The organism is Candidatus Rokuibacteriota bacterium (genome assembly GCA_016209385.1).
Classification (GTDB): domain Bacteria; phylum Methylomirabilota; class Methylomirabilia; order Rokubacteriales; family CSP1-6; genus JACQWB01.
Map to the genome: position 1 here is coordinate 1 of JACQWB010000235.1, position 19,163 is coordinate 19,163.

Genomic DNA, 19,163 nt, shown 5'->3' on the forward strand with positions numbered 1-19,163 from the left:
CTCATGTTCCCTCGGAGGGGGGCCACCCAGGCCCCCCCACGCCTCCGGCGTGGAAGCCCGGGTACCCGCCCCTTCCGACGCCTCCCCCCGTTGCCGTTCGTGCCTAGGGGCTGCCGACGAGCCGCAGGCTCGTAGAGCCACGAGGCGAGGCCCGAGTTGGTTGCGCCGGCCGGGTACCCGCGCCGAAGGCGTGGGTGGGCGCTCGAAATGCGCGATTGGGCGCGAATGGCATTGTACCGCAGCGCGCAAGATTCTGCGATATCATGAGACCGCGATGGCGCCGATCGCCCTTACGATTCTCCCGCAGAACCGCCAGCTCCAGGCGCCCCCGGGCACGACGATCCTCAAGGCCGCCCACGCAGCCGGGATCGACATCACGGCGACGTGCGGCGGGCGCGGGCGCTGCACCTCCTGCCGCGTGAAGTTCGTCCGGGGCACGATCCCCCCGCCGACGATCATGGACACGCTGCAGCTCGGCGACGACCTGACCCGCGAAGGTTACCGGCTCTCCTGCCAGTGCGCGGTGACCGAACCGGTCAGCGTCCTGGTCGCGCCGCCGCTCGACGAGCAGGCGTTCCAGATCCTGGGAGCCGAGCGCGGCGCTCAGGCGATGGCGAAAGTGGCGATCGACGCCGGCGTGAGCAAGCAGGTAGTCAAGGTCGGCCTCCCCCGCGAGGAGCATCACCAGACATCGGACCTGGAGGAGCTGCTGGCCGTGATCGGCCGGAGCCCCGAGGACGTGCCGGTGGAGATCGTGAAGACACTCCCGTCGGCCCTCCGCGACGGCAACGGCGAGGTGACGGTCACGACGTTCGGGCGCCGCGTGCTCGCCGTCGAGAAGGGCGACACGGCGCTGATGAGATTCGGCCTGGCGGTGGACATCGGCACCACGAGCGTCGTCACGACGTTGATCGAGCTCGAGTCGGGGGAGCAGCTCGCCTCGGTCTCGAGCCTGAACCCCCAGGCGGTGTTCGGCGGCGACCTCATGTCGCGGATCGCCTTCTGCCAGTTCAATCCGGCTAATCTGAGAAGGCTCCAGACGCGGATCCTCGGCCTCCTGAACCAGCACGTCGAACAGGTGACGCGGGACTCCGGCGTGCTCGCGAAGTGGATCTACAAGGTCGTCGTGGTCGGGAACACCTGCATGCACCACATCCTCTTGGGGATCGATCCGTCGTACCTGGGCCTGGCCCCGTACGCCGCGGTGATGCGCTACCCGCTCGTGGTTCCGGCGCGCGACCTCTTCCTCAAGGTGAACCCGGAGGCGCGTGTCTGCCTCCTCCCGATCGTGGCGGGCTTTGTGGGAGCCGACGCCGTCGCCGTAGCCCTGGCGACGCGGATCTACGAGAGCCCGGAGATCCGGATCGTCACCGACATCGGAACGAACGGAGAAGTCGTCCTGGGCTCGCGCCACAAGCTCTGGGCATGCTCGGCTCCGGCCGGCCCGGCGCTCGAGGGCGCCCAGATCAAGCACGGGATGCGCGGCGCGCTCGGCGCGATCGACAAGGTCTGGATCGACGACGACATCCGGGTCCACACGATCGGCGAAGTCGGGCCGCTCGGGATCTGCGGCTCGGGCATCATCGACGCGCTGGCCGTCCTACTGGACGCGGGGGTCATCGACTCGACGGGGCTCATCCGTGTCGAGGACCGGGATCGCCTGCCTCCACCGTTGAGGGACCGCGTCGTCATGCAGGGCGAGGAGCGCCAGGTGATCCTCGTTCGGCTCGGGGAGGCCGGAGCCTCCCGGGAGATCATCCTGACCCAGGACGATGTCCGCCAGGTCCAGCTCGCGAAAGGGGCCATCGCGTCGGGTGTCAGGATGCTCCAGCGCGTGGCGGGCGTCGGGGATGGGCACGTCGCCGAGCTGATGCTGGCGGGAGGATTCGGCAACTACCTCTCGATCCAGAGCGCGCTCAGGATAGGGCTGATCCCGCCGCTCCCCGCCGAACGCGTCCGGTACGTGGGGAATGCGGCCCTCCTCGGGGCTCAGCTCTGCCTGGTCTCGGAGGCGGAGCGGGAACGGGCCGAGCGGGTCGCCCGGAGCATCGAGCACGTCTCGCTCGCGGCCCACCCCGACTTCCAGGACATCTTCGTCGAGTGCATGAACTTCCCGCGATGATGCGCATCCCCTACGAGATCGTGGGCGCGACGATGGGTCCCCTCACCGAGACCGTGGAGGCCGAATGGCTCGCCGCCTACGCCGCCGCGCTTCAGTGGAAGCCCGGTTCCCCCGAGCCCCACCCGCTCTTCCCCGTCTGCTACGAGTGGCCGGCGCTCGTCGCCATCCGGGCCAAGACGATCCCTGACGAGATCAGCCCGCGGGGCGTGCACGCCACCCACGACCTGATCATCCACCGGCTCCCGAGGCCGGGCGACCGGCTCTGGATCACGGCGAAGATCACGCGGGTCGAGGCACGCAGCCCCGGCGCCTACGTCGTGACGCGCCTCGAGACCGTGGACCGCGAGGGCGCGCCAGTGACGACAACCGAGAACGGAACACTCTATCTCGGCATTGGCGTAACGGGAGCGCATCCAGCCGGCGCCACCAGAGCCTCAGACGCGGATCATACGGAGCGCGAGCACCCAGAAGGCGCGACGCCCCCGTGGGAGGCGCGTGTCCCCATTGCAGGCGATCTGGCGCATGTCTACTCCGAAGCCTCGAGGATCTGGAACTCGATCCACACCGAGCGGGTCGCTGCGGTCGCGGCCGGGCTGCCTGATGTGATCCTTCACGGCACGGCCACCCTGGCGCTGGCGGTCTCGAAGATTCTCGAGCACGAGAGCGAAGCCCCAGCGCGCGTCGGGCGGATCGCCTGCCGCTTCAGCGGGATGGTGTTCATGCCCTCGACACTCATTGTTCGGGGATCCTGCCAGGGGTCGCACTGCTCGTTCGAGGCGCTGACCGAGGACGGCCGATCGGCCGTCGACCGCGGTATCCTGACCTTCGCCGCCCGGGAGACGCGATGAACAAGTTCCAGCGGGTCAAAGCAGCGATCAACCGGGAGCCGGTGGACCGGACCCCGTACGCGGTCTGGTGCCACTTCCCGGAGCAAGACCGCTCGCCCGCCGGGCTCGCCCAGGCGACGCTCCGCTTTCACCAGCGCTACGACTCTGACTTCATCAAGCTCACCCCTGCCGCCGGCTACGCGGTGGAGGACTGGGGCTGCGTCGAGTCCGACAAGGTCATGCCCGCCGGCAACCGCCCCTGCGCGAGCCACGCTGTCAACGCCGCGGGCGACTGGAGAAAGATCAAGCCTCTCGACATCACCACCAGCGCCTACGGCCAGCACCTGGAGGCATTGGTCCGGATCATGGTGGACAAGCGGGCCGACGCGCCCGTCGTGCCGACCGTCTTCAGCCCGCTGACGGTCGCACGCAAGCTCTCGGGCGACCGGCTGAACGAGGACCTCCGGGAGCGGCCCGAGGCCGTGACAGATGCGCTGGAGGCGATCACGGACACGCTGATCCGCTTCGCAACGATGTGCCTCGACGAGGAGGCCGCGGGGATCTTCTATGCGATCCAGGCCGCCAGCCACCGCTTCCACACCGAGGAGGAGTACGCGAAGTTCGGCGAGCCCTACGACCGGCGGATCCTCGAGGCCGTCATGGCCCGCGCCCACCTGGTCATCCTCCACGCCCACGGCGACGAGCTGATGTTCGACCGGCTCGCGCGCCTGCCCGCCCACGCCTGGAACTGGGACGACCGCCTGGCCGGGCCGTCGCTCAAGGAAGGCAAGGCCAAGGTCAGGGGCGCGGTGATCGGCGGGGTGAACCAGTGGGCCACGCTCAAGGACCGGCCGCCGGAAGATATTCGGGCCGAGGCCAGGGACGCCGTCGAGCAGACCGACGGCATCGGGCTCATCGTGGGGCCGGGCTGCGTCCTGCCGCGCGACGTCCCCGACGCGAACGTGGTGGCCCTGGTCAAGGCGCTCGGCGGCACGCCGAAGATGGTCCTCTAGCTCTTGATGGAACGGGTGCTCGAGCCCGAGCTGATGGAAGACCCGGCGCAGGCGGCGGCCTACGCGCGGGCCGACTTCTCCGACGTCAACCAGGGGTTCGTGGATCGCTTCCGCGCGATGTTCCCCGGGCTGACGCGGGGACGCGCCGTGGACCTGGGCTCTGGCCCTGCTGACATCCCCATCCGGCTTTCGCGCGCGCTCCCGCGCCTCGACATCGTGGCGGTAGACGGTTCGGAGGCCATGCTCGACGAGGCGCGGAGGGCCCTGGCCAGCGCCGAAAGCACCCGGGTCAGCCTCATCCGGGCGCGAGTTCCTGACCTCCCTTTCCCGCCTCATGCCTTCGACGCCGTCATCTCCAACAGCCTCCTCCACCACCTGCCGGACCCGCACCTCTTCTGGCGCGAAGTGGTGCGCCTGGGGCGCCCTGGAGCTCCCGTCCTCGTGATGGATCTCTTCCGCCCCGACTCGCCCGAGCGCGCCCGCGAGATCGTCGACGCGGCCGCCCCGGAGGAGGACCCGATCCTCAAGGCGGATTTCTTCAACTCCCTCCTCGCCGCCTTCACGCCGGAGGAGGTGCGTGAACAGCTCGCCACCGACCTCGCCGACCTCCACTGCCGGATCGTGAGCGAGCGCCACTGGCTCGTCTCTGGCCGGCTTGCGTGAGACAGACTGCCGCCCACGGCCAGCCTTCAATACCGCTCATGCGCCTCATTGGCGTTAACGCGAGGCACCGTGGCTATCCCGCAAGGAAGGAGGGCCGAGTATGATGGGCCCTTCAAGTACATCGGCAGAGATGCCGAGGATCGGCCCGGCCTGAGCAGGATCCTGTCGGTGTTGCGCGAGCTCAAGTGGCGAGACGGCACCTCATCGGAGAATCTCACGGAGGGTTCCGCTGAGCGCCTCGCCGTGCTTCTGGACGGCTTCCGCGCCCTTGGTCCCGAACTCGATCAGCTCCTCACCGATCTTCCGGATCGGTACGCCCAGCTTTTCGGCCATGGCCACGGCAATCCGGCGAGCCATCGCTTCCTGAAGCCTGAACTGCGGCGAGTCTACCGGGCCTTCCACGACGAACTGCACCTCGAGGCGGCGGTTGGTCTCCAGAAATCTCAGGATCGCATCGCGCGGGATCCCGAGAAACGTCTGGCGGAACCCTCCGCCCGGGGCAAACCGGAGGTCGATCAGGCTCAACTGCCCCGGGGCTCGGAGCTGCTGAGCGGGACCCGGGCGTCAAGCACAAGATCAAAGACCCCGTGGGTGAGCCGGGCATCACGGGGACCGAGAAAGTAGGGTTGCAGGGGAACCAGATCGACTCCGGCGAGCTGCACGCGAAGATCGCTGTCGCGGGAGTGCGGGTTGGTCCACCCGGCGACCCTGAGCCGGCCGGGGGCTCGACCCGCCACCTGACCCTCGACCGCGAGAGTCACGCGTCCCGACGGCGGCAGCCGGAGGGCAGTGACCGTGATTCGTATCGGAGCCAGGCGAAGCCGGACCGGCGGCGTCACACTGCTGTCGTCCCAGTCGATCATCGCGTCCGGAATCTCGAGGCGTTGGATCTCGATCGCGCGCCCCGGAGATGCCGTGCCGGGCGTCCCGGCAGGTACGGGGAGCGCGAGCCCGACCGGGGTGCGACGAACAAGGAGATATGCGCGATCAATCTCGACGGACGCGATGCTGAGCGTCTGGGTGAAGAGGCTCCTGAGATTCGGGGCAATCCAGATCCGGTCAGCCTTCAGCAGCTGAGGCACAGGGGCGCCTTCCGGCGCCGGCACGCTGAGGCCCCCGCGCCATGTGACCTCGAGGCTCCGAATCGTGGCCCCGGGGCCGAGAGCTGATCGGAACTGCGCCTCCACCAGCCGCGTGGCCGCCCGGTAGGCCAGAAAGAGGCCCGTGACCACCAGGAGCCCAACAGCGGCGACGACGGCAGCGACCGTCCAGGGATGCTTCATCTTCCCCAGCCTCTCGGCGTACCTCTGGGGCTGCGGACGCAATGCTATCATAGGTGTCTCGTCGTCGACCTCGCCACCGCAGAGGTTCGAACGCTCGACCTCCTCTAGATGAGCGGGCTGGGGGAAAATCTGGTTCGCGCGCGGGCTTGGCCCGCGCAAGCGAAGGGGGGAGGCATGGGAAGGGGGGCGGAGCCCCCCTCCGAGCAATCTAGTGGTGTGTCGGAGTAATGCCCTTCGAGCGCGCACCGGCGCCTTCGGCGCAGGTACCCGGCCCGCGCAACCAACTCGGGCCTCGCCTCGTGGCTCTCCTCGCCTCCGGCTCGTCGGCAGCCCCTCGGCTCGAACCGCCATTCCTGGGCGAGGCCTCGGAGGGGGCCCGGGTACCCACGCCGGAGGCGTGGGTGTCCCCCTCCGATTGTCCTAGTGCGAGAATCCCCGAGGAATCTCGATCTCCGGGGGGCAGCCCTCGCCCTCCTCCTCTCCGTCCTCTGGGGTGGGAACGCCGTCGCGATCAAGGTGGGGCTCACCGACGCTCCGCCGCTCCGGCTGGGGTGGATGCGCTTCGTCCTCGGCGGCCTCGCCATCCTGGCCTGGGCCTGGTGGACCGAAAGGCTCGCGGGTTTCAGGGTCCACCGGAGCGAGTGGCCGCCGCTCACAGTCCTGGGCATACTCCTGACCGCGCAGATCGCGTGCATCAACATCGGCACCCAGCTCACCTCGGCCAGCCACTCGTCGGTGCTCATCAACGCCTACGCGGTGCACACGGTCGTGCTGGCTCACTTCAGGATTCCGGGCGACCGGCTCACGCCCCGCAAGCTCGGCGGTGTCGTGATCGCCTACGCGGGCATCGTGATCCTCTTCGCGCGCCAGCTCGGCGGAGGGGCCACGCTCCTGGGGGACGTCATCGTGTCGGTGAGCGCTCTCCTCCTGGGAGAACGCACGGTCTACCTCGCAACCGCCGTCCAGCGGATCGACCCGACGAAGCTCCTCCTGGCTCAGGCGCTGATCGGCTCTGTCGGCCTCGCTGCGGCCTCATCCGTGCTCGAGGCTGGAAGCCCCTCTCACTGGACGGCCTCGCTCGCCCTCTCGCTCCTTTACCAGGGGGTGGTCGTGGCGGGCTTCAACTTCACCGCCAACCTCTGGCTTCTCCAGCGCTACCGCCCGAGCGCCCTGGCCGGCTTCTTCCTCATCACGCCGATCTTCGGGGTGCTCCTGTCCAACCTCTTCGCGGGCGATCCGTTGACGGGTGCGATCCTCCTGGCGAGCGTGCTCGTCGCCGTCGGAATCGGTCTGACGAGCCGCACGTGAACTCTCGGGGCCAGCGGGTGGTGCGGCCCCGCCGCGCGCAGCGGAAGGGGTTCCAGACCACGCCCTTCGGGCGCGGTGCCCGGGATGGGTGGAGCGAGCACGGGGGGGATGTTCGCCGCCACAGGACCCGCTGGCGCGCCCCATGCTATGCTCGATCAATGGCGAAGCAAGCCATCCGTGCGGAGCCGGAACCAGGCCTCTCGCGTGGCCCGGTGGCTGGCATGAGTCACCGGGGGATCGCGAGCCTCCTCGCCCTCCTCTTAAGCGTCTCGACTCCGGCGGCGTCAGGCTCAGCTCAGCAGGCACCGAGCACACCGATCCAGGCGCTCGTCGGGGCGTCCCTCGCCAAGGTCGCCTCGATCCGTGGTCTGCCGTCACCGCCTTCGCCGCCACCCGTCGTCATCCGCTCCCGAAGCGAGACCAAGCAGTTCTTCGAGCAGGAGCTTGCCCGCAAGCGCCCGGCTGAGCGGGTCGAGGCCGAGCGGAAGGCGATGGTAGCCCTGGGGCTGATCCCGGGAGACTTCGACCTCCGCGGATTTCTCGCCGACCTCCTGAGCGAGCAGGCGGGCGCCTACTACGACACGGCCCGCAAGGTCATGGTCGTCGGAGACTGGCTGAAGGCGGAGGAGCAGGCGATCGCGCTGGCCCACGAGCTGGTCCACGCGCTCCAGGACCGCCAGATCTCCATCGAGAAATTCCTGGTGCCCGGCCCCGGCAAAGGAGATCAGCAACTGGCTCGGCAGGCGCTCCTGGAAGGCGAAGCGGTGGCCGTCACCGTGGAACTGGTGCTTCAACCTCGCGGCCTTGATCTCTCGCGAACTCCGACGCTCGGCGGGGTTCAGCAGCTCGCGATGGCCTTTTCCGGGGCCGCCGGCCCCGCCTTCGGAAAGGCGCCGAAGTTCCTCCAACACCTCCTCCTCTTTCCCTATGTCCAGGGCTTGACCTTCGTCCACCAGTTCAGGCTCCGCCAGCCTTGGCCGGCCTTCGATCGCCTCTACCAGGACCCGCCGCGCTCGACGACCCAGATCCTCCATCCTGAGAAGCTCTTCGACCGTCGCGAGGACCCGGTCGTGATCACGCTCCCCGACCCCAGGCTGGCTCTCCCTCCCGGCTGGAGCCTGGTCACCGAGGACGAGTTGGGCGAATGGGGCCTCGGGGAGGTACTGGGCACAGTCCTGGATGAAGCAACCAGCCAGCGGCTCGCTATCGGCTGGCGCGGCGACCGCTACCAGGTCCTGGAGGACGGCCAGGGGCAGCTCGCGCTGATCTACCGCGTGCGCTGGGAGACAGAGGAGCCGGCCCGGGCGTTTGCCCAGGCCTACGCCTGGCTGATCGAGAAGAAGCATCGGCTCGCGGGCAAGGGCGCGCACGGGCCGGGCTCGCTCTGGAGCTGGCAGGACGGCTCTCAAACCTCCGCCGTGGAGCGGCGTGGAGCCGAGGTCCTGGTGCTGGAGCGGGTGCCGACGGCGGCTGAGAGGCGGCTTCGCCAGCGGATCGGGTCGGGAGGGCAGAGCTAGGACGAACCGGAGGGGGCCCGGGCGGGTACCCGGGCCGGAGGCCCGGGTGCGCCAGAGGCGTGGGTGTCCCCCTCCGAGGCCTCCCCCAGGAATGGCGGTTCGAGCCGAGGGGCTGCCGACGAGCCGGAGGCGAGGAGAGCCACGAGGCGAGGCCCGAGTTGGTTGCGCGGGCCGGGTACCCGCGAAGCGGGTGCGCGCTCGAAGGGCATTACTCCAACAGGCTGCTAGGAGATCAGGCGGCGCGTGGCGACAGACGGTAGAGCAGGCCCCGGCCCCCGAGGAGGCCCTGCGGCGACGCTGCCTTCTCCCGGCACCGGCGGCAGAGATGCCGGGCATCCCCCCCGCAGACCGAGCAGACGGCACGGATTTCGCCGGACAAGAGCCGCTTGGGAAGCCTCACAGCCGCCTCATCTGCTGCCCACAAAACCGGCAGCGGGGAGCTCCCTGAAGCACTCCCGTCACCCAACGCTTGCAGCAGGAGTAGATCGCCATGCTGATCGCTCCCTCGGAGAGGTAGATCGGCGGGCGAAGGCCGGTTCCCACACCCCCCTGACTCCGCGAGAACGACGGCCTGACGGGACTTTGCTCAGGGCCAGGAAATATGGAATAGTGCGGGGATAGAGCCATGCCGGCCCAGCCCTCCACGCAGCTCGAGGTGGTCCCGAACCCCCATCCCGACCGAGACTACGAGGTTTCGGTCACGATCCCCGAGTTCACGTGCATCTGCCCAAGAACTGGCCAGCCAGACTTCGCCACAATCAGGATCCGCTATATCCCTGACCAGCACCTCGTGGAGCTCAAGTCGCTGAAGCTCTACATCTGGTCCTACCGGAACGAGGGCGCCTTCCACGAGGACGTCACCAACCGGATCCTGAACGACCTGGTGGCGGCGGCGCGCCCGCGCTGGATCGAGGTCGTGGGCGACTTCAATGTCCGGGGCGGGATCAAGACCGAGGTCAGGGCCACCTACGGCAAGCGCCCGGCATAGCGTCGGCCGCGGGTCCTGCCGCGGGGATCACCCCGCCAGGCTCAGCAGCACCATTCCGGCCAGCATCACCACCGCGCCCGGCGCGATCTCCCTGACCTTCTGCGCCTCGCCGAAGGCGAGCCCACCGATCCCGAGCGCGAAGAGAATCTCGACCTGCTTCACCGACTCCACGTAGCTGGAGAGCGTGAGCGTGTAGGCGATCCCCTGGCTCACGGTGGTGAGGGCGGCGAAGAGCCCGAGCCCCAGGAACCCCCTCCAGTAGCGCGGCACCTGGGCGAAGTGCTGGCGTGAGGTCACGAGGACGAGCGGGGTCACCCACAGGCTCGCCGCCAGGTAACCGCCGACCGTACCGGTATAAGGATCGGAGAGGAGGATCGCCTGCTTGATCGTCAGGACCGAGGGCGCGTAGAAGAGCGCCGCCAGGAGCGTGTAGCGGAGCCCGCGGTCGGTGAAGAGCACCGTGAGCGGCGCCCAGGGGGAGAGGCGGGCCTGGCTCACGTTCAGGACGTAGACGCCGGCGGCGGAGAGGAGCACGCCCGCCACGCCCATGGCGGTGGGCGTCTCCCGAAGGGTCAGGTAGCCCATGACGAGCAGGATCACGAGGCTCACCTTCCAGAGCGCGGTGACGAGGGAGATCTGGCCGAACTTCAGCGCCTTGGAGAGGGCCAGCGTGGAGACGGTCTGGCAGAGGCCGAAGAGGAGGCAGACCGCGAAAAAGCCCGGCCTGAGCGCCGGAAAGCCCCGCGCGACGGCCATCACCAGGGCGAAGGGGAGGAGGAACGTGAAGCGCCCCCAGACGTTGATGTACTCGTCGAGCGAGTGGCCGAGGCCCTTCATGACGGCGTTGCGGAGGACCTGGAACAGCGCCGCGGCCAGCGCGAGGAGGACCCACATGGAGGGTTGGCGCCGGGCCGCTCAGCGCGCCGCGCGACTGGCGTCGGTCATCCGGTCGTACCCCACGAAAGCCTGAGGTACGCCTGTGTGATAGGGTCTCGACCGGGCACCGGATGTGGAGTCATACGGAAGCCGGATCAAATGATGACGGCCATCGGTGGCTTGTCAAGCACAATCTCGAGGATCGACGAAAGGAGGATCCCATGGAGCGACGGAACATCCAGCCCGAGGCCCTGGCCGTGCGCGTCGTGGACGGACATGTGCTGTACTCGCACGTCGTCGTCGTCGAAGGTCGGCGGACGATCTTTGTCTCGGGCCAGGTTCCCCGCGATCGCCACGGCAACGCCGTGGGCAAGGGCGACATGCGGGCCCAGCTCCGGCAGGTGGGCGAGAACATCAAGGCGGCGCTCGAGGCCGCGGGCGCCACGCTGGGCGACATCGTGAAGATCACCACGTACGTGACCAATATCGAGGAGTTTTTCAAGCACGTGGACGTGCGGATGCAGTACTTCGCCGCGCTTCCGGCCAGCACCACCATCGAAGTTCGGAAGCTCGCCCATCCGGACTTCATGGTCGAGGTGGAGGCGATCGCCGTCGTCGATTGACCGCCGTCTGGGCGCTCACACGTAGCCGTAGGCCAGCCAGCCTCCGTCCACGGTAAGCACCGTGCCCGTGATGTATGAGGCGGCGTCAGAGCCCAGGTACACCGCAGCCTCGGCCACCTCCTCCGGCGTCCCCAGCCGGCCCATGGGCGTGCGTCGCGCGAGGACGGCCTCGTCGAGGATCTTCCGCTCGACGAGGGCGCCGACCATCTCGGTCCTGACGTAGCCCGGCGCGATCGCGTTGACCCTGACGCCCTGGGCCGCCCACTCGATGGCCAGCACCTTGGTCAGCATGTTCTCAGGAAGCCCAGGACCGCGCGGTTGAAGGCAGTCGCCTCCTCGATGAAGAAGGCGTGGGCGCCGGGGATGACCTTGAGCCGCGCCTTGGGGATGAGCCGCGCCAGATCACGGGAGAAGGCTGGCGGGGTGAGGATATCGTCGCGCCCGACGAGCACCAGGGTCGGGACCCTGATCTTCTTGAGGTCCTTCACGCGGGTCCCGTTCCACGCGAAGAGCCCGGCGGCCTGGCGCTCGATCCCCTCGGGCGCCGTCTGGTACGGGTACGCGAGCGCGCGTTTGAGAGCCTCCTCCACCGCGCCCGGGAGCTCGAGGAAGGCGGGCGTGTACACCCACGGGTAGAGCACTTCCCTGAACCGCTCCTCCACGCTCACCTTCCGGCAGAGAGCGACCCAGGAGCGGAGCGTGTGGAGGAACCGACCGTCCCCCCTGACCCACGTGCACGCGAGCACCAGGCTCCGAACGAGCTCCGGTTGGCGGAGCGCCAGCTCCTGCGCGATGGTCCCGCCCATGGATGTGCCGAGCACATGCGCCCGAGGGATTCCGAGATGACGCAGGAGGCCGGCCGCGTCATCGGCCAGCCGGGCCGTCGGGTAAACATCTCCCTCCGCCACCCCGGTCTCCCCGACCCCGCGGTTGTCGACGGTGATGATCTGGTAGTGGGGCGAGAGGTCGCGGACCTGGTAGAGGAAGTTCGCCGCTGGCGCGGAGAGCCCGTTGATGAGCAGCACAGGGTCGCCCTGGCCGTAGGTCTCGTAGTGGATCCGGATCCCGTTGAGCGCGGCGTAGGGCATACCACTCGGAGGGGGCGCTACGGGATGACCGCGACCTTGATGGAGTCCGGCTGCCGGTGGGCGGCGAAAGCCTCCTGGACAGCGTCCAGGGGGAAGCGGTGCGTCACGAGCGGGCCTGGGATGACGACGCCGTCCCTGAGCAGGCGCATCGCCTCGGGAAACTCGTCCTGGTAGATCATGGACCCGATCAGCGTGAGCTCACGGCGGACGACGGAGAAGAAGTTGACCCGCGACGGCTCGTGCGGGAGACCGGTCAAGACCACGCGGCCGCCCGGGCGCACCAGCTCGATCGCCTCTGACACGGCTTCCGGAGTGCCCGCCGTCTCCACCACCACATCCACGCCTTCGCGGTTGCAGAACGCGCGCGCGGCCTCGCTCCCCGGACCGCTCGCGAGCGCGTGGACGGCCTCGGCACCGAGCTGGCGCGCGAGCGTCAGCCGGCGCTCGGTGCGTCCGACGGCAAGCACTCGCGCTCCGCGCGCGCGGAGCACCTGGAGCGCCAGGAGCCCGAGGGTGCCGACGCCGAGCACCGCGGCCGTCATATCCGGCTTCACCTCGCCTCGCGTCACGGCGCGGACCACCACTGCGAGCGGCTCGGTGAGGAGGAGCTGCTCAGGGCTCAGGCCCGACGGCGCGGGCCAGCAGCAGCGTGCCGGCACCCGGGCGAGCTGCGCAAAGCCTCCCGAGACGTCAATCCCCACCGCGGTGCGTTGGGCGCAGAGGTTCCGGTTCCCCTCCAGGCAGAGCGGGCAGGTCCCGCACGAGTAGTTGGGCTCCACTGCCACGCGGTCGCCCCGCCGCACGTGCGTGACGCTCTCGCCGACGGCTGCGACCTCGCCGACGAACTCGTGGCCCATGATCAGCGGGTAGCGGACCACCCGGTCGCCCGACCAGATCCGGTAGTCGGTCCCGCACAGACCCGCGGCCCGAACCCGGACCAGCGCCTCACCGGCGCCCGGCGCGGGATCAGGCGCGGGCTCGACTCTCAGGTCGCGCGGGCCGTAGAGGACGGCGGCTTTCATGCCCGGAATCCTACCGGAGGGCTCCCTCCGCCTTCAAGCGTTCGACCTCCGCGGCGGGCATGCCGAGGAGCCCGGTGAGCACCTCCTCCGTATGCTCGCCGAGGCACGGGGCCCGGCGAAGGGCTCCGGGCTTGCCCACGAAGCGGAACGCCCAGGCCTCGTACGGCGAGCGCCCCACCTCCGGATGCTCGAGCCAGACGAACGCCTCGCGCGCTGTGAGCTGAGGGTCCTGATGGAGGTCGGCGCAGGACTGGATCACGCCTGCGGGCACTCCCGCGCGCTGGAGTCGATCCATCAGAGCGCCGGGTTCCTGCCTGGCCGTCCAGTCACCGATCAGCCGATCCAGCTCCGCCGCATGGTGCTGGCGCGATGCGAGCGTGGCGAACTCGGGGCGACGGCACCAGTCGGGCTCGCCCAGGACGCGGCGGAGCGCCTGCCACTGGGCCTCGGTCTGGCACGCGATCGCGCACCAGCGGTCGTCGCCGGCGCACGGATAGGCGTTGTGGGGCGCAGCCTGATCGTCAGCGTTCCCCCGGCGGCCGGCGATACGACCGTTCACGGTGTAGTCGAGGATCTCGGGGGCCAGGAAGTGGAGCGCCGCCTCGAGCTGGGCGAGGTCGATGTGCTGGCCCTGCCCGGTCCGCTGCCGGTGGTCGAGCGCGGCGAGGAGCGCGGCAGAGGCGAAGTGGGGGGCCACGAAGTCGGTGTAGGCGCCGTAGATCGTCGGGGGATCGCGGTCGGGCCAGCCCGTCACGGCGTTGAAGCCAGCGAGCGCAGCCGAGAGCGAGCCGTAGCCGGCATAGCGGGAGTGCGGTCCGGTCTGCCCCTGCTGGCACGAGGAGAGGTAGATGAGGTCGGGCCTCGTCACCCTCAGCGCCTCGTAGTCGAGGCCCCACCGCGCCATGGTGCCGGGGGTGAAGGACTCGATGACGACGTCGGCGCGCACGATGAGCTGGCGGGCCAGCTCGCGGGCTTGCGGGTGGCTTAGGTTGAGCGCCACCGAGAGCTTGCCCGCGTTGTAGTTGGCGAAGAGCTGGCTCCGATCCGGGCCGTACTTCCCGTCGGGCCACGGCGGGAGCGTCCGGCCCGGATCGATCCGGAGTGAGGACTCGACGCGGATCACGTCGGCGCCGAACTCCGCCAGCACCCGACCGGTGATCGGAGTCGCGGCGAGCCAGGAGAAGTCAACGACGCGGACACCCTCGAACGGCACCCCGCGATCCTGGCGGACGCCGGTCTGCGGCCGCTCACTCTTCCATTCCTCGAGAACCTCGCGGGTGTGCTCGCCGAGGCGCGGCGCCGCGCCGCGGAGGCGGATCGGCGTCGCCGAGAAGCACGCGGACGGCCCGGGATGGACGACCTCGCGACCCAGGCGCGGCTCAAACAGGCGGCGGAAGAACCCACGGGCAGCGAGCTGGGGATTGTCCAGCAGGTCAGCCGTCTGGGCCACCGGCGCCAGAAGGATCCCGCGCGCAACGGCCTCTCCGTACAGCTCCGCCTTCGCCTTCCGCGCGACGAAGGCCGTCACGGCCTCGGTCACCAGGTCGATCTCGGCCTGGCCTCGCTCCCCGGCCGCCAGGAGGTAGCTCGCGTCCCAGCTCTTCCAATCGCGCCCGCGCATGAACTCTGGCGCCATGCCCTCTTCCGCCATCCAGGCGGTCAAGGCCTCCATCATCCCCGCGCCCACCGCGCCCCCCGCCGCGATCAGGACCACGAACCCGTCGCGGCAGCGAAAGATCATCCGGCGGCGGAGACCGGCGTAGCGCGTGGCCGCCCCGTCCCTGAACGGCTGGACGCCGTGGAGGACCGGGAATCCGGTCTCGCTCATCATGGTCCACATCATCGCGACCTGGGCCGAGGTCTCGACCCAGAGCCCCTCTCCCGTCCGCTCGCGCCAGAAGTGGGCGACCAGCGTCCCGACCGCAGCCTGGCCCGCCGCCTGGCGTGTGGCCTGTGATCCGCCGAGCCTCACCGGCGCGCGATCGCGGTCACCGAGCTGGTGCATCATCCCGCCCATGGCCTGGACGACCAGGTCCGACGCCAGGAAGTCGCGGTAGGGCCCGTCCTGCCCGAAGGGCGTGATGGACGTGAGGACCAGGCTGGAGTTCTCGCGGTGAAGCGTTGCCCAGCCCAGGTCAAGGCGATCGAGATGGCCCGCCGGGAACGACTCGAGGAGAAAGTCGGCGCCGCGAACGAGGTCGAGGAGCCGCGCCCGGCCGTCGGCGCCGGTCAGGTCGAGGACGAGACTCCGGCAGTTGGCGGCGTAGGCCCACCAGTGGAGGCTTCCCTCCGGGTCCGTGACGCCCTCGGCGAAGGGCCCGACACGGCGCGCCGGGCTCCCCTCGGGGGGCTCGACCTTGACGACATCGGCCCCCAGATCAGCGAGGATCTTGCCGCAGAGCGAGCCCCACTGGTCCGTGAGGTCGAGGACGCGGTACGGCGCCAGCGGGCCCGTGGCCTCAGCCATGAAACGTCTTGGGGTGCGCCGCCTGCTCTAACCAGAACTGGCCGCCCATCCCGTTCTTCTCCTCCGCCTCTTCACGTCCGGCCTTCGCCGGGAACAACGATACTCATTCCCTCCTCGGCACCAGGGGCACTTCATGAGCACCGCCTGTCAGGAAGGCAGGAAGAGACGGACGTAGTGGTTGTCCACCACCTCTCCCTTCGGGCCAACCGTGAAGTTAGAGGTGAGGAGTCCGGTGGCACCCGCGAATTGCCCGGTCCCCGCGGTCACCTCCCAGATCACCGCACCCCGCTGCAAGCCCTCGATGCCGCTCGGGCCGATGACGCCATGCCCTACTGTCTTGAAGGTTACCTTGCCGGCTCTGCCGTAGCTGATGGTTCCGGACTCCAGAAAGGTGCCCTCGCCGGTCACCTGGACCTCGGACTCAAAAGCAGCAGTCGTACCCCGGCCAGATTGAAGCTTGCCCTGCACGCTCTTGGCGCTGAGGGTCGTGCGCAGAACCTGGCTGCTCGCCCTGGTCTTCGCCCGGAGCTTATCCTCGGCTCCCGGCACCGGGCGCGCCGTACCCTTGAACTGCAACGCGAAGACAAGCTGCTTCATGTAGCTCCTCCTCTCCGCGGTCGAGCAGGAAGCGGGATCGATCGCGACCGGTGATCGACCGGTGTCGCCTCACTTCGGCGCCTGCGCTTTTGCCTCCGCCTGTTCCAGCGACGCGAGTCTGGGTCAAGCCGTTTACCCCTATCTGCTCACGCGGCGGAGTGCCCGCCGTCGAGGACGATCGTCTGGCCCGTCATGTAGTCGGAGGCCGGGGAGGCGAGATAGACCGTGAGCGGGCCGATCTCCTCAAGCCGGCCCGTCCGGCGCATCGGGACATCGCGCAGGAGCCGCTCCCGGGTCTGCGGGTTCGCGAAGGCGCCCTCGTTCATCGGGGTGACGAACCAGCCCGGCGCCAACGCGTTGACCTGGATGTCGTAGCGGGCCCACTCGACGGCCAGCGCCTTCGTCAGTGAGATGACGCCGCCTTTCGACGCGGCGTAGGCCGTGTAGCCGGGGAGGCCCACCTGGGCGAGGACGGAGGCGACGTTGATCACCTTCCCCGACTTCTGAGCGATGAGGTGGGGGGCCGCGGCACGGCAGCCGTTGAAGACTCCCGTCAGGTTGGTCTCGATGATCCGCTGCCACTCGGCGGGGTCCATGGCGGCCAGCGGCGCCACGTGGGCCACGCCCGAGTTGTTGATCATGATGTCGAGGCGTCCGAGGCTCTGGACGGTCTGGCCGACCAGCGCTTCCACGGCGCTTAGGAGCGCGACGTCGGTCGGGACCACGAGGGCCCGCCGTCCGAGCCCTTCAACCTGACGCGCGGTCTCCTCCAGGTCGGGCTTGGAGCGCGCCGCCAGCGCCACGTCGGCGCCCGCCTCCGCGAGCGCCAGCGCCATGATGCGACCGAGGCCGCGGCTCGCCCCGGTCACGATGGCAACTCGCCCGTCAAGTCTCAGTGATTCGAGCACGTCCAATAAAAGCGACGCTTAGCGATACAGCGAGTCGAGGACATCCCGGTACTTGTCCGCGACCACCTTCCGCTTCACTTTGAGGGTCGGCGTCAGCTCGCCGCCGTCCTGGCTGAAGTCCAGGGGCAGGACCGCGAATTTCTTGATCTTGGCGTAGGACTGGAGCTCGGCGTTCTTCTCCTCCACGGTGCGACCGACCCGTTCGATCACCTTCGGGTGCCTGGTGAGCTGGGCGTAGTCGGTCACGAGGATCCCCTGCTCCTTGGCGAACTTCGCCACCTCCTCCGGGTTCACGGTGATCAGGGCCACCGGGTACGGCCGCCGGTCGCCGTAGACCATCGCCTGGCTGACGAACGGATCCCCCTTCAGGAGGTTCTCGATGTTCTGGGGCGCGATGTTGATCCCCCCGGCCGTCACGATCAGGTCCTTCTTCCGGTCGGTGATCTTGAGGAAGCCGTCGGCGTCGATCTCGCCGATGTCCCCGGTGTGGAACCAGCCGTCGGGCTCGAAGACCTCAGCGGTCGCGTCGGGCTTCTTGAAGTATCCCTTGGCGATGTTCGGACCGCGGACCAGAATCTCCCCGTCCGCGGCGATCTTTAGCTCCACCCCCGGGTACGGGATCCCCACGCTACCGAATTTGTAGCGCTCCGGCCGGTTCACACTGATCGACGGACAGGTCTCGGTGAGACCATACCCCTCCAGGATCAGGATCCCGGCGGCGTGGAAGAACTCGGCGATCTCCTTCGACAGCGGTGCCCCGCCCGAGACCGCGAAGCGGAGGCGCCCGCCGAGCGCCACGTGAAGCTTGTGAAACACCAGCTTGTGAGCGATGCGGTGCTTGAACGCGAGCCCTCCCGGAATCGGCTTCCCAGCCTGCCGGAGCTGGCTCACCTGCCGTCCGACCCCGAGCGCCGAGTAGAAGATCTTCTTCTTGACCGGGGAGCCCGCCTCCACGCCCGCCAGGATCTTGGCGTACACCTTCTCGAACACCCGGGGGACGCTGCAGAGGAAGGTCGGGCGGACCTCCCGGAGGTTTTCCCCGACCTTGTCCAGGTTCTCGGCGAAGGCCGTCGTGCAACCGTGATAGATGGTGAAGTACTCCTCGCAGCGGGCGTAGGAGTGGGCCAGGGGGAGGAAGAGGAGATCCATGTCCTCGGCGGTGATCGTCCCGGTCTCGGCAATGGCCCGCATCATGGCCATGTGGTTGCCGTGGGTCTGGACCACGCCTTTCGGCGGCCCCGTGGTCCCGGAGGTGTAGACGATGGTCGCCGTATCCTCCGAGCGTGTGGACGCGACGCGATCGGCCAGGAACCCTTTGAGCCGCTCGGCATTCTCCCGGCCGAGCTGGCGGAGCTTCTCCCACGGCAGAACCGAAGGCTCCTGCCCCTCGTAGCCCTGGATCACGACGATCTGGTCCAGCCTGTCCATCTTGCCCCGGACCTCCAGGGCCTTGGCGAGCTGGGCGGGATCCTCGACGATCAGGGTGCGGGCCTCGGAGTCGTTCACGATGTAGGCGATCTGCTCCGGCGTGTAGGTGGGGTAGATGGGCACCGTGACGCAGCCCGCGGACAAGATGGCCAGATCAGCCTGCACCCATTCGGCCCGGCTGGTCGAGAGGAGCGCGACGGCCTCGCCCTTCGCTCGCCCGAGCGCGAGGAGACCCAGCGCGAGCTCTCGGACGGCCTCGCCGAGCTGGGTCCAGGTCAGCGTCTGCCACTGGCCGTCCCGCTTGAACATCTGGGCGGGCCGGTCCCGCCTCTTTTCGACGCGGCTCCAGAACATGCGTGCCAGGGTGTCGTCAGCCATGGCGTGTTCCTCCCGACTCCGTCAGAGCAGCTTGCGGAGCTCCTTGCCCAGGATC

General features: G+C 69.0%; 18 protein-coding genes. 8 read left to right on the top strand and 10 right to left on the bottom strand.

The genetic code is table 11. The features are described from left to right. Window positions 1-274: 274 nt before the first annotated feature. From HY726_17455 to HY726_17470, 4 genes are read left to right on the top strand one after another with little or no spacing between them, the layout of a single operon-like run. Window positions 275-2,122, top strand: a complete 1,848-nt coding sequence (locus HY726_17455; protein ID MBI4610784.1) for a DUF4445 domain-containing protein — start codon at window positions 275-277, stop codon at window positions 2,120-2,122. Beyond that, window positions 2,119-2,970 carry a MaoC family dehydratase N-terminal domain-containing protein gene (locus tag HY726_17460; GenBank protein ID MBI4610785.1) on the top strand — a complete coding sequence of 284 codons (852 nt, stop codon included), beginning with the start codon at window positions 2,119-2,121 and terminating at the stop codon, window positions 2,968-2,970. Before HY726_17455 ends, HY726_17460 begins: the two co-directional genes overlap by 4 nt. Beyond that, complete coding sequence (locus tag HY726_17465; protein MBI4610786.1) at window positions 2,967-3,962, top strand: uroporphyrinogen decarboxylase; 996 nt, start codon at window positions 2,967-2,969, stop codon at window positions 3,960-3,962. The genes HY726_17460 and HY726_17465 overlap by 4 nt, the downstream gene beginning before the upstream one ends. A 6-nt stretch (window positions 3,963-3,968) precedes the next feature. Further along, on the top strand, window positions 3,969-4,625 hold the full coding sequence (locus HY726_17470; GenBank protein MBI4610787.1) for a methyltransferase domain-containing protein: 657 nt from the start codon (window positions 3,969-3,971) through the stop codon (window positions 4,623-4,625). A gap of 201 nt (window positions 4,626-4,826) precedes the next feature. On the opposite strand, the gene HY726_17475 is transcribed toward HY726_17470, so the two are convergent. Both HY726_17475 and HY726_17480 read right to left on the bottom strand, forming a co-directional pair. Beyond that, entirely contained in the window at window positions 4,827-5,150 is a 324-nt protein-coding gene (locus HY726_17475) for a hypothetical protein (GenBank protein MBI4610788.1), read from the bottom strand. Then, the gene (locus tag HY726_17480) at window positions 5,147-5,908 is read right to left on the bottom strand and encodes a DUF748 domain-containing protein (GenBank protein ID MBI4610789.1); all 762 of its coding nucleotides are present in this window, start codon (window positions 5,906-5,908) and stop codon (window positions 5,147-5,149) included. The genes HY726_17475 and HY726_17480 overlap by 4 nt, the downstream gene beginning before the upstream one ends. A 423-nt stretch (window positions 5,909-6,331) precedes the next feature. Between HY726_17480 and HY726_17485 the strand changes: the two genes are divergently transcribed. From HY726_17485 to queF, 3 genes are all read left to right on the top strand, one after another. After that, on the top strand, window positions 6,332-7,216 hold the full coding sequence (locus HY726_17485; protein ID MBI4610790.1) for a DMT family transporter: 885 nt from the start codon (window positions 6,332-6,334) through the stop codon (window positions 7,214-7,216). A 221-nt stretch (window positions 7,217-7,437) separates the two neighbouring features. Further along, window positions 7,438-8,733 carry a hypothetical protein gene (locus HY726_17490; protein MBI4610791.1) on the top strand — a complete coding sequence of 432 codons (1,296 nt, stop codon included), beginning with the start codon at window positions 7,438-7,440 and terminating at the stop codon, window positions 8,731-8,733. A gap of 625 nt (window positions 8,734-9,358) precedes the next feature. Continuing rightward, on the top strand, window positions 9,359-9,721 hold the full coding sequence (queF, locus tag HY726_17495) for an NADPH-dependent 7-cyano-7-deazaguanine reductase QueF (GenBank protein ID MBI4610792.1): 363 nt from the start codon (window positions 9,359-9,361) through the stop codon (window positions 9,719-9,721). 27 nt (window positions 9,722-9,748) lie between these two features. On the opposite strand, the gene HY726_17500 is transcribed toward queF, so the two are convergent. Further along, entirely contained in the window at window positions 9,749-10,615 is an 867-nt protein-coding gene (locus HY726_17500) for an EamA family transporter (protein MBI4610793.1), read from the bottom strand. A 203-nt stretch (window positions 10,616-10,818) separates the two neighbouring features. Here HY726_17500 and HY726_17505 point away from each other — a divergent pair, with 203 nt between their 5' ends. Beyond that, window positions 10,819-11,220 carry a RidA family protein gene (locus tag HY726_17505; protein MBI4610794.1) on the top strand — a complete coding sequence of 134 codons (402 nt, stop codon included), beginning with the start codon at window positions 10,819-10,821 and terminating at the stop codon, window positions 11,218-11,220. A 15-nt stretch (window positions 11,221-11,235) separates the two neighbouring features. Here HY726_17505 and HY726_17510 read toward each other — a convergent pair whose 3' ends face one another. From HY726_17510 to HY726_17540, 7 genes are all read right to left on the bottom strand, one after another. Further along, window positions 11,236-11,511, bottom strand: a complete 276-nt coding sequence (locus tag HY726_17510) for an SDR family oxidoreductase (GenBank protein MBI4610795.1) — start codon at window positions 11,509-11,511, stop codon at window positions 11,236-11,238. Then, entirely contained in the window at window positions 11,505-12,308 is an 804-nt protein-coding gene (locus HY726_17515) for an alpha/beta fold hydrolase (GenBank protein ID MBI4610796.1), read from the bottom strand. The genes HY726_17510 and HY726_17515 overlap by 7 nt, the downstream gene beginning before the upstream one ends. A 17-nt stretch (window positions 12,309-12,325) precedes the next feature. Beyond that, window positions 12,326-13,330 (bottom strand): alcohol dehydrogenase catalytic domain-containing protein, encoded by a 1,005-nt coding sequence (locus tag HY726_17520; protein ID MBI4610797.1) that lies wholly within the window; start codon window positions 13,328-13,330, stop codon window positions 12,326-12,328. Between the two features lie 10 nt (window positions 13,331-13,340). Continuing rightward, entirely contained in the window at window positions 13,341-15,797 is a 2,457-nt protein-coding gene (locus HY726_17525; protein ID MBI4610798.1) for a CoA transferase, read from the bottom strand. Between the two features lie 147 nt (window positions 15,798-15,944). Beyond that, window positions 15,945-16,394 carry a hypothetical protein gene (locus HY726_17530; protein MBI4610799.1) on the bottom strand — a complete coding sequence of 150 codons (450 nt, stop codon included), beginning with the start codon at window positions 16,392-16,394 and terminating at the stop codon, window positions 15,945-15,947. Window positions 16,395-16,540: 146 nt separating this feature from the next. Continuing rightward, the gene (locus HY726_17535; GenBank protein MBI4610800.1) at window positions 16,541-17,290 is read right to left on the bottom strand and encodes an SDR family oxidoreductase; all 750 of its coding nucleotides are present in this window, start codon (window positions 17,288-17,290) and stop codon (window positions 16,541-16,543) included. 30 nt (window positions 17,291-17,320) lie between these two features. Then, entirely contained in the window at window positions 17,321-19,108 is a 1,788-nt protein-coding gene (locus HY726_17540) for a long-chain fatty acid--CoA ligase (protein ID MBI4610801.1), read from the bottom strand. Window positions 19,109-19,163 lie beyond the last annotated feature (55 nt).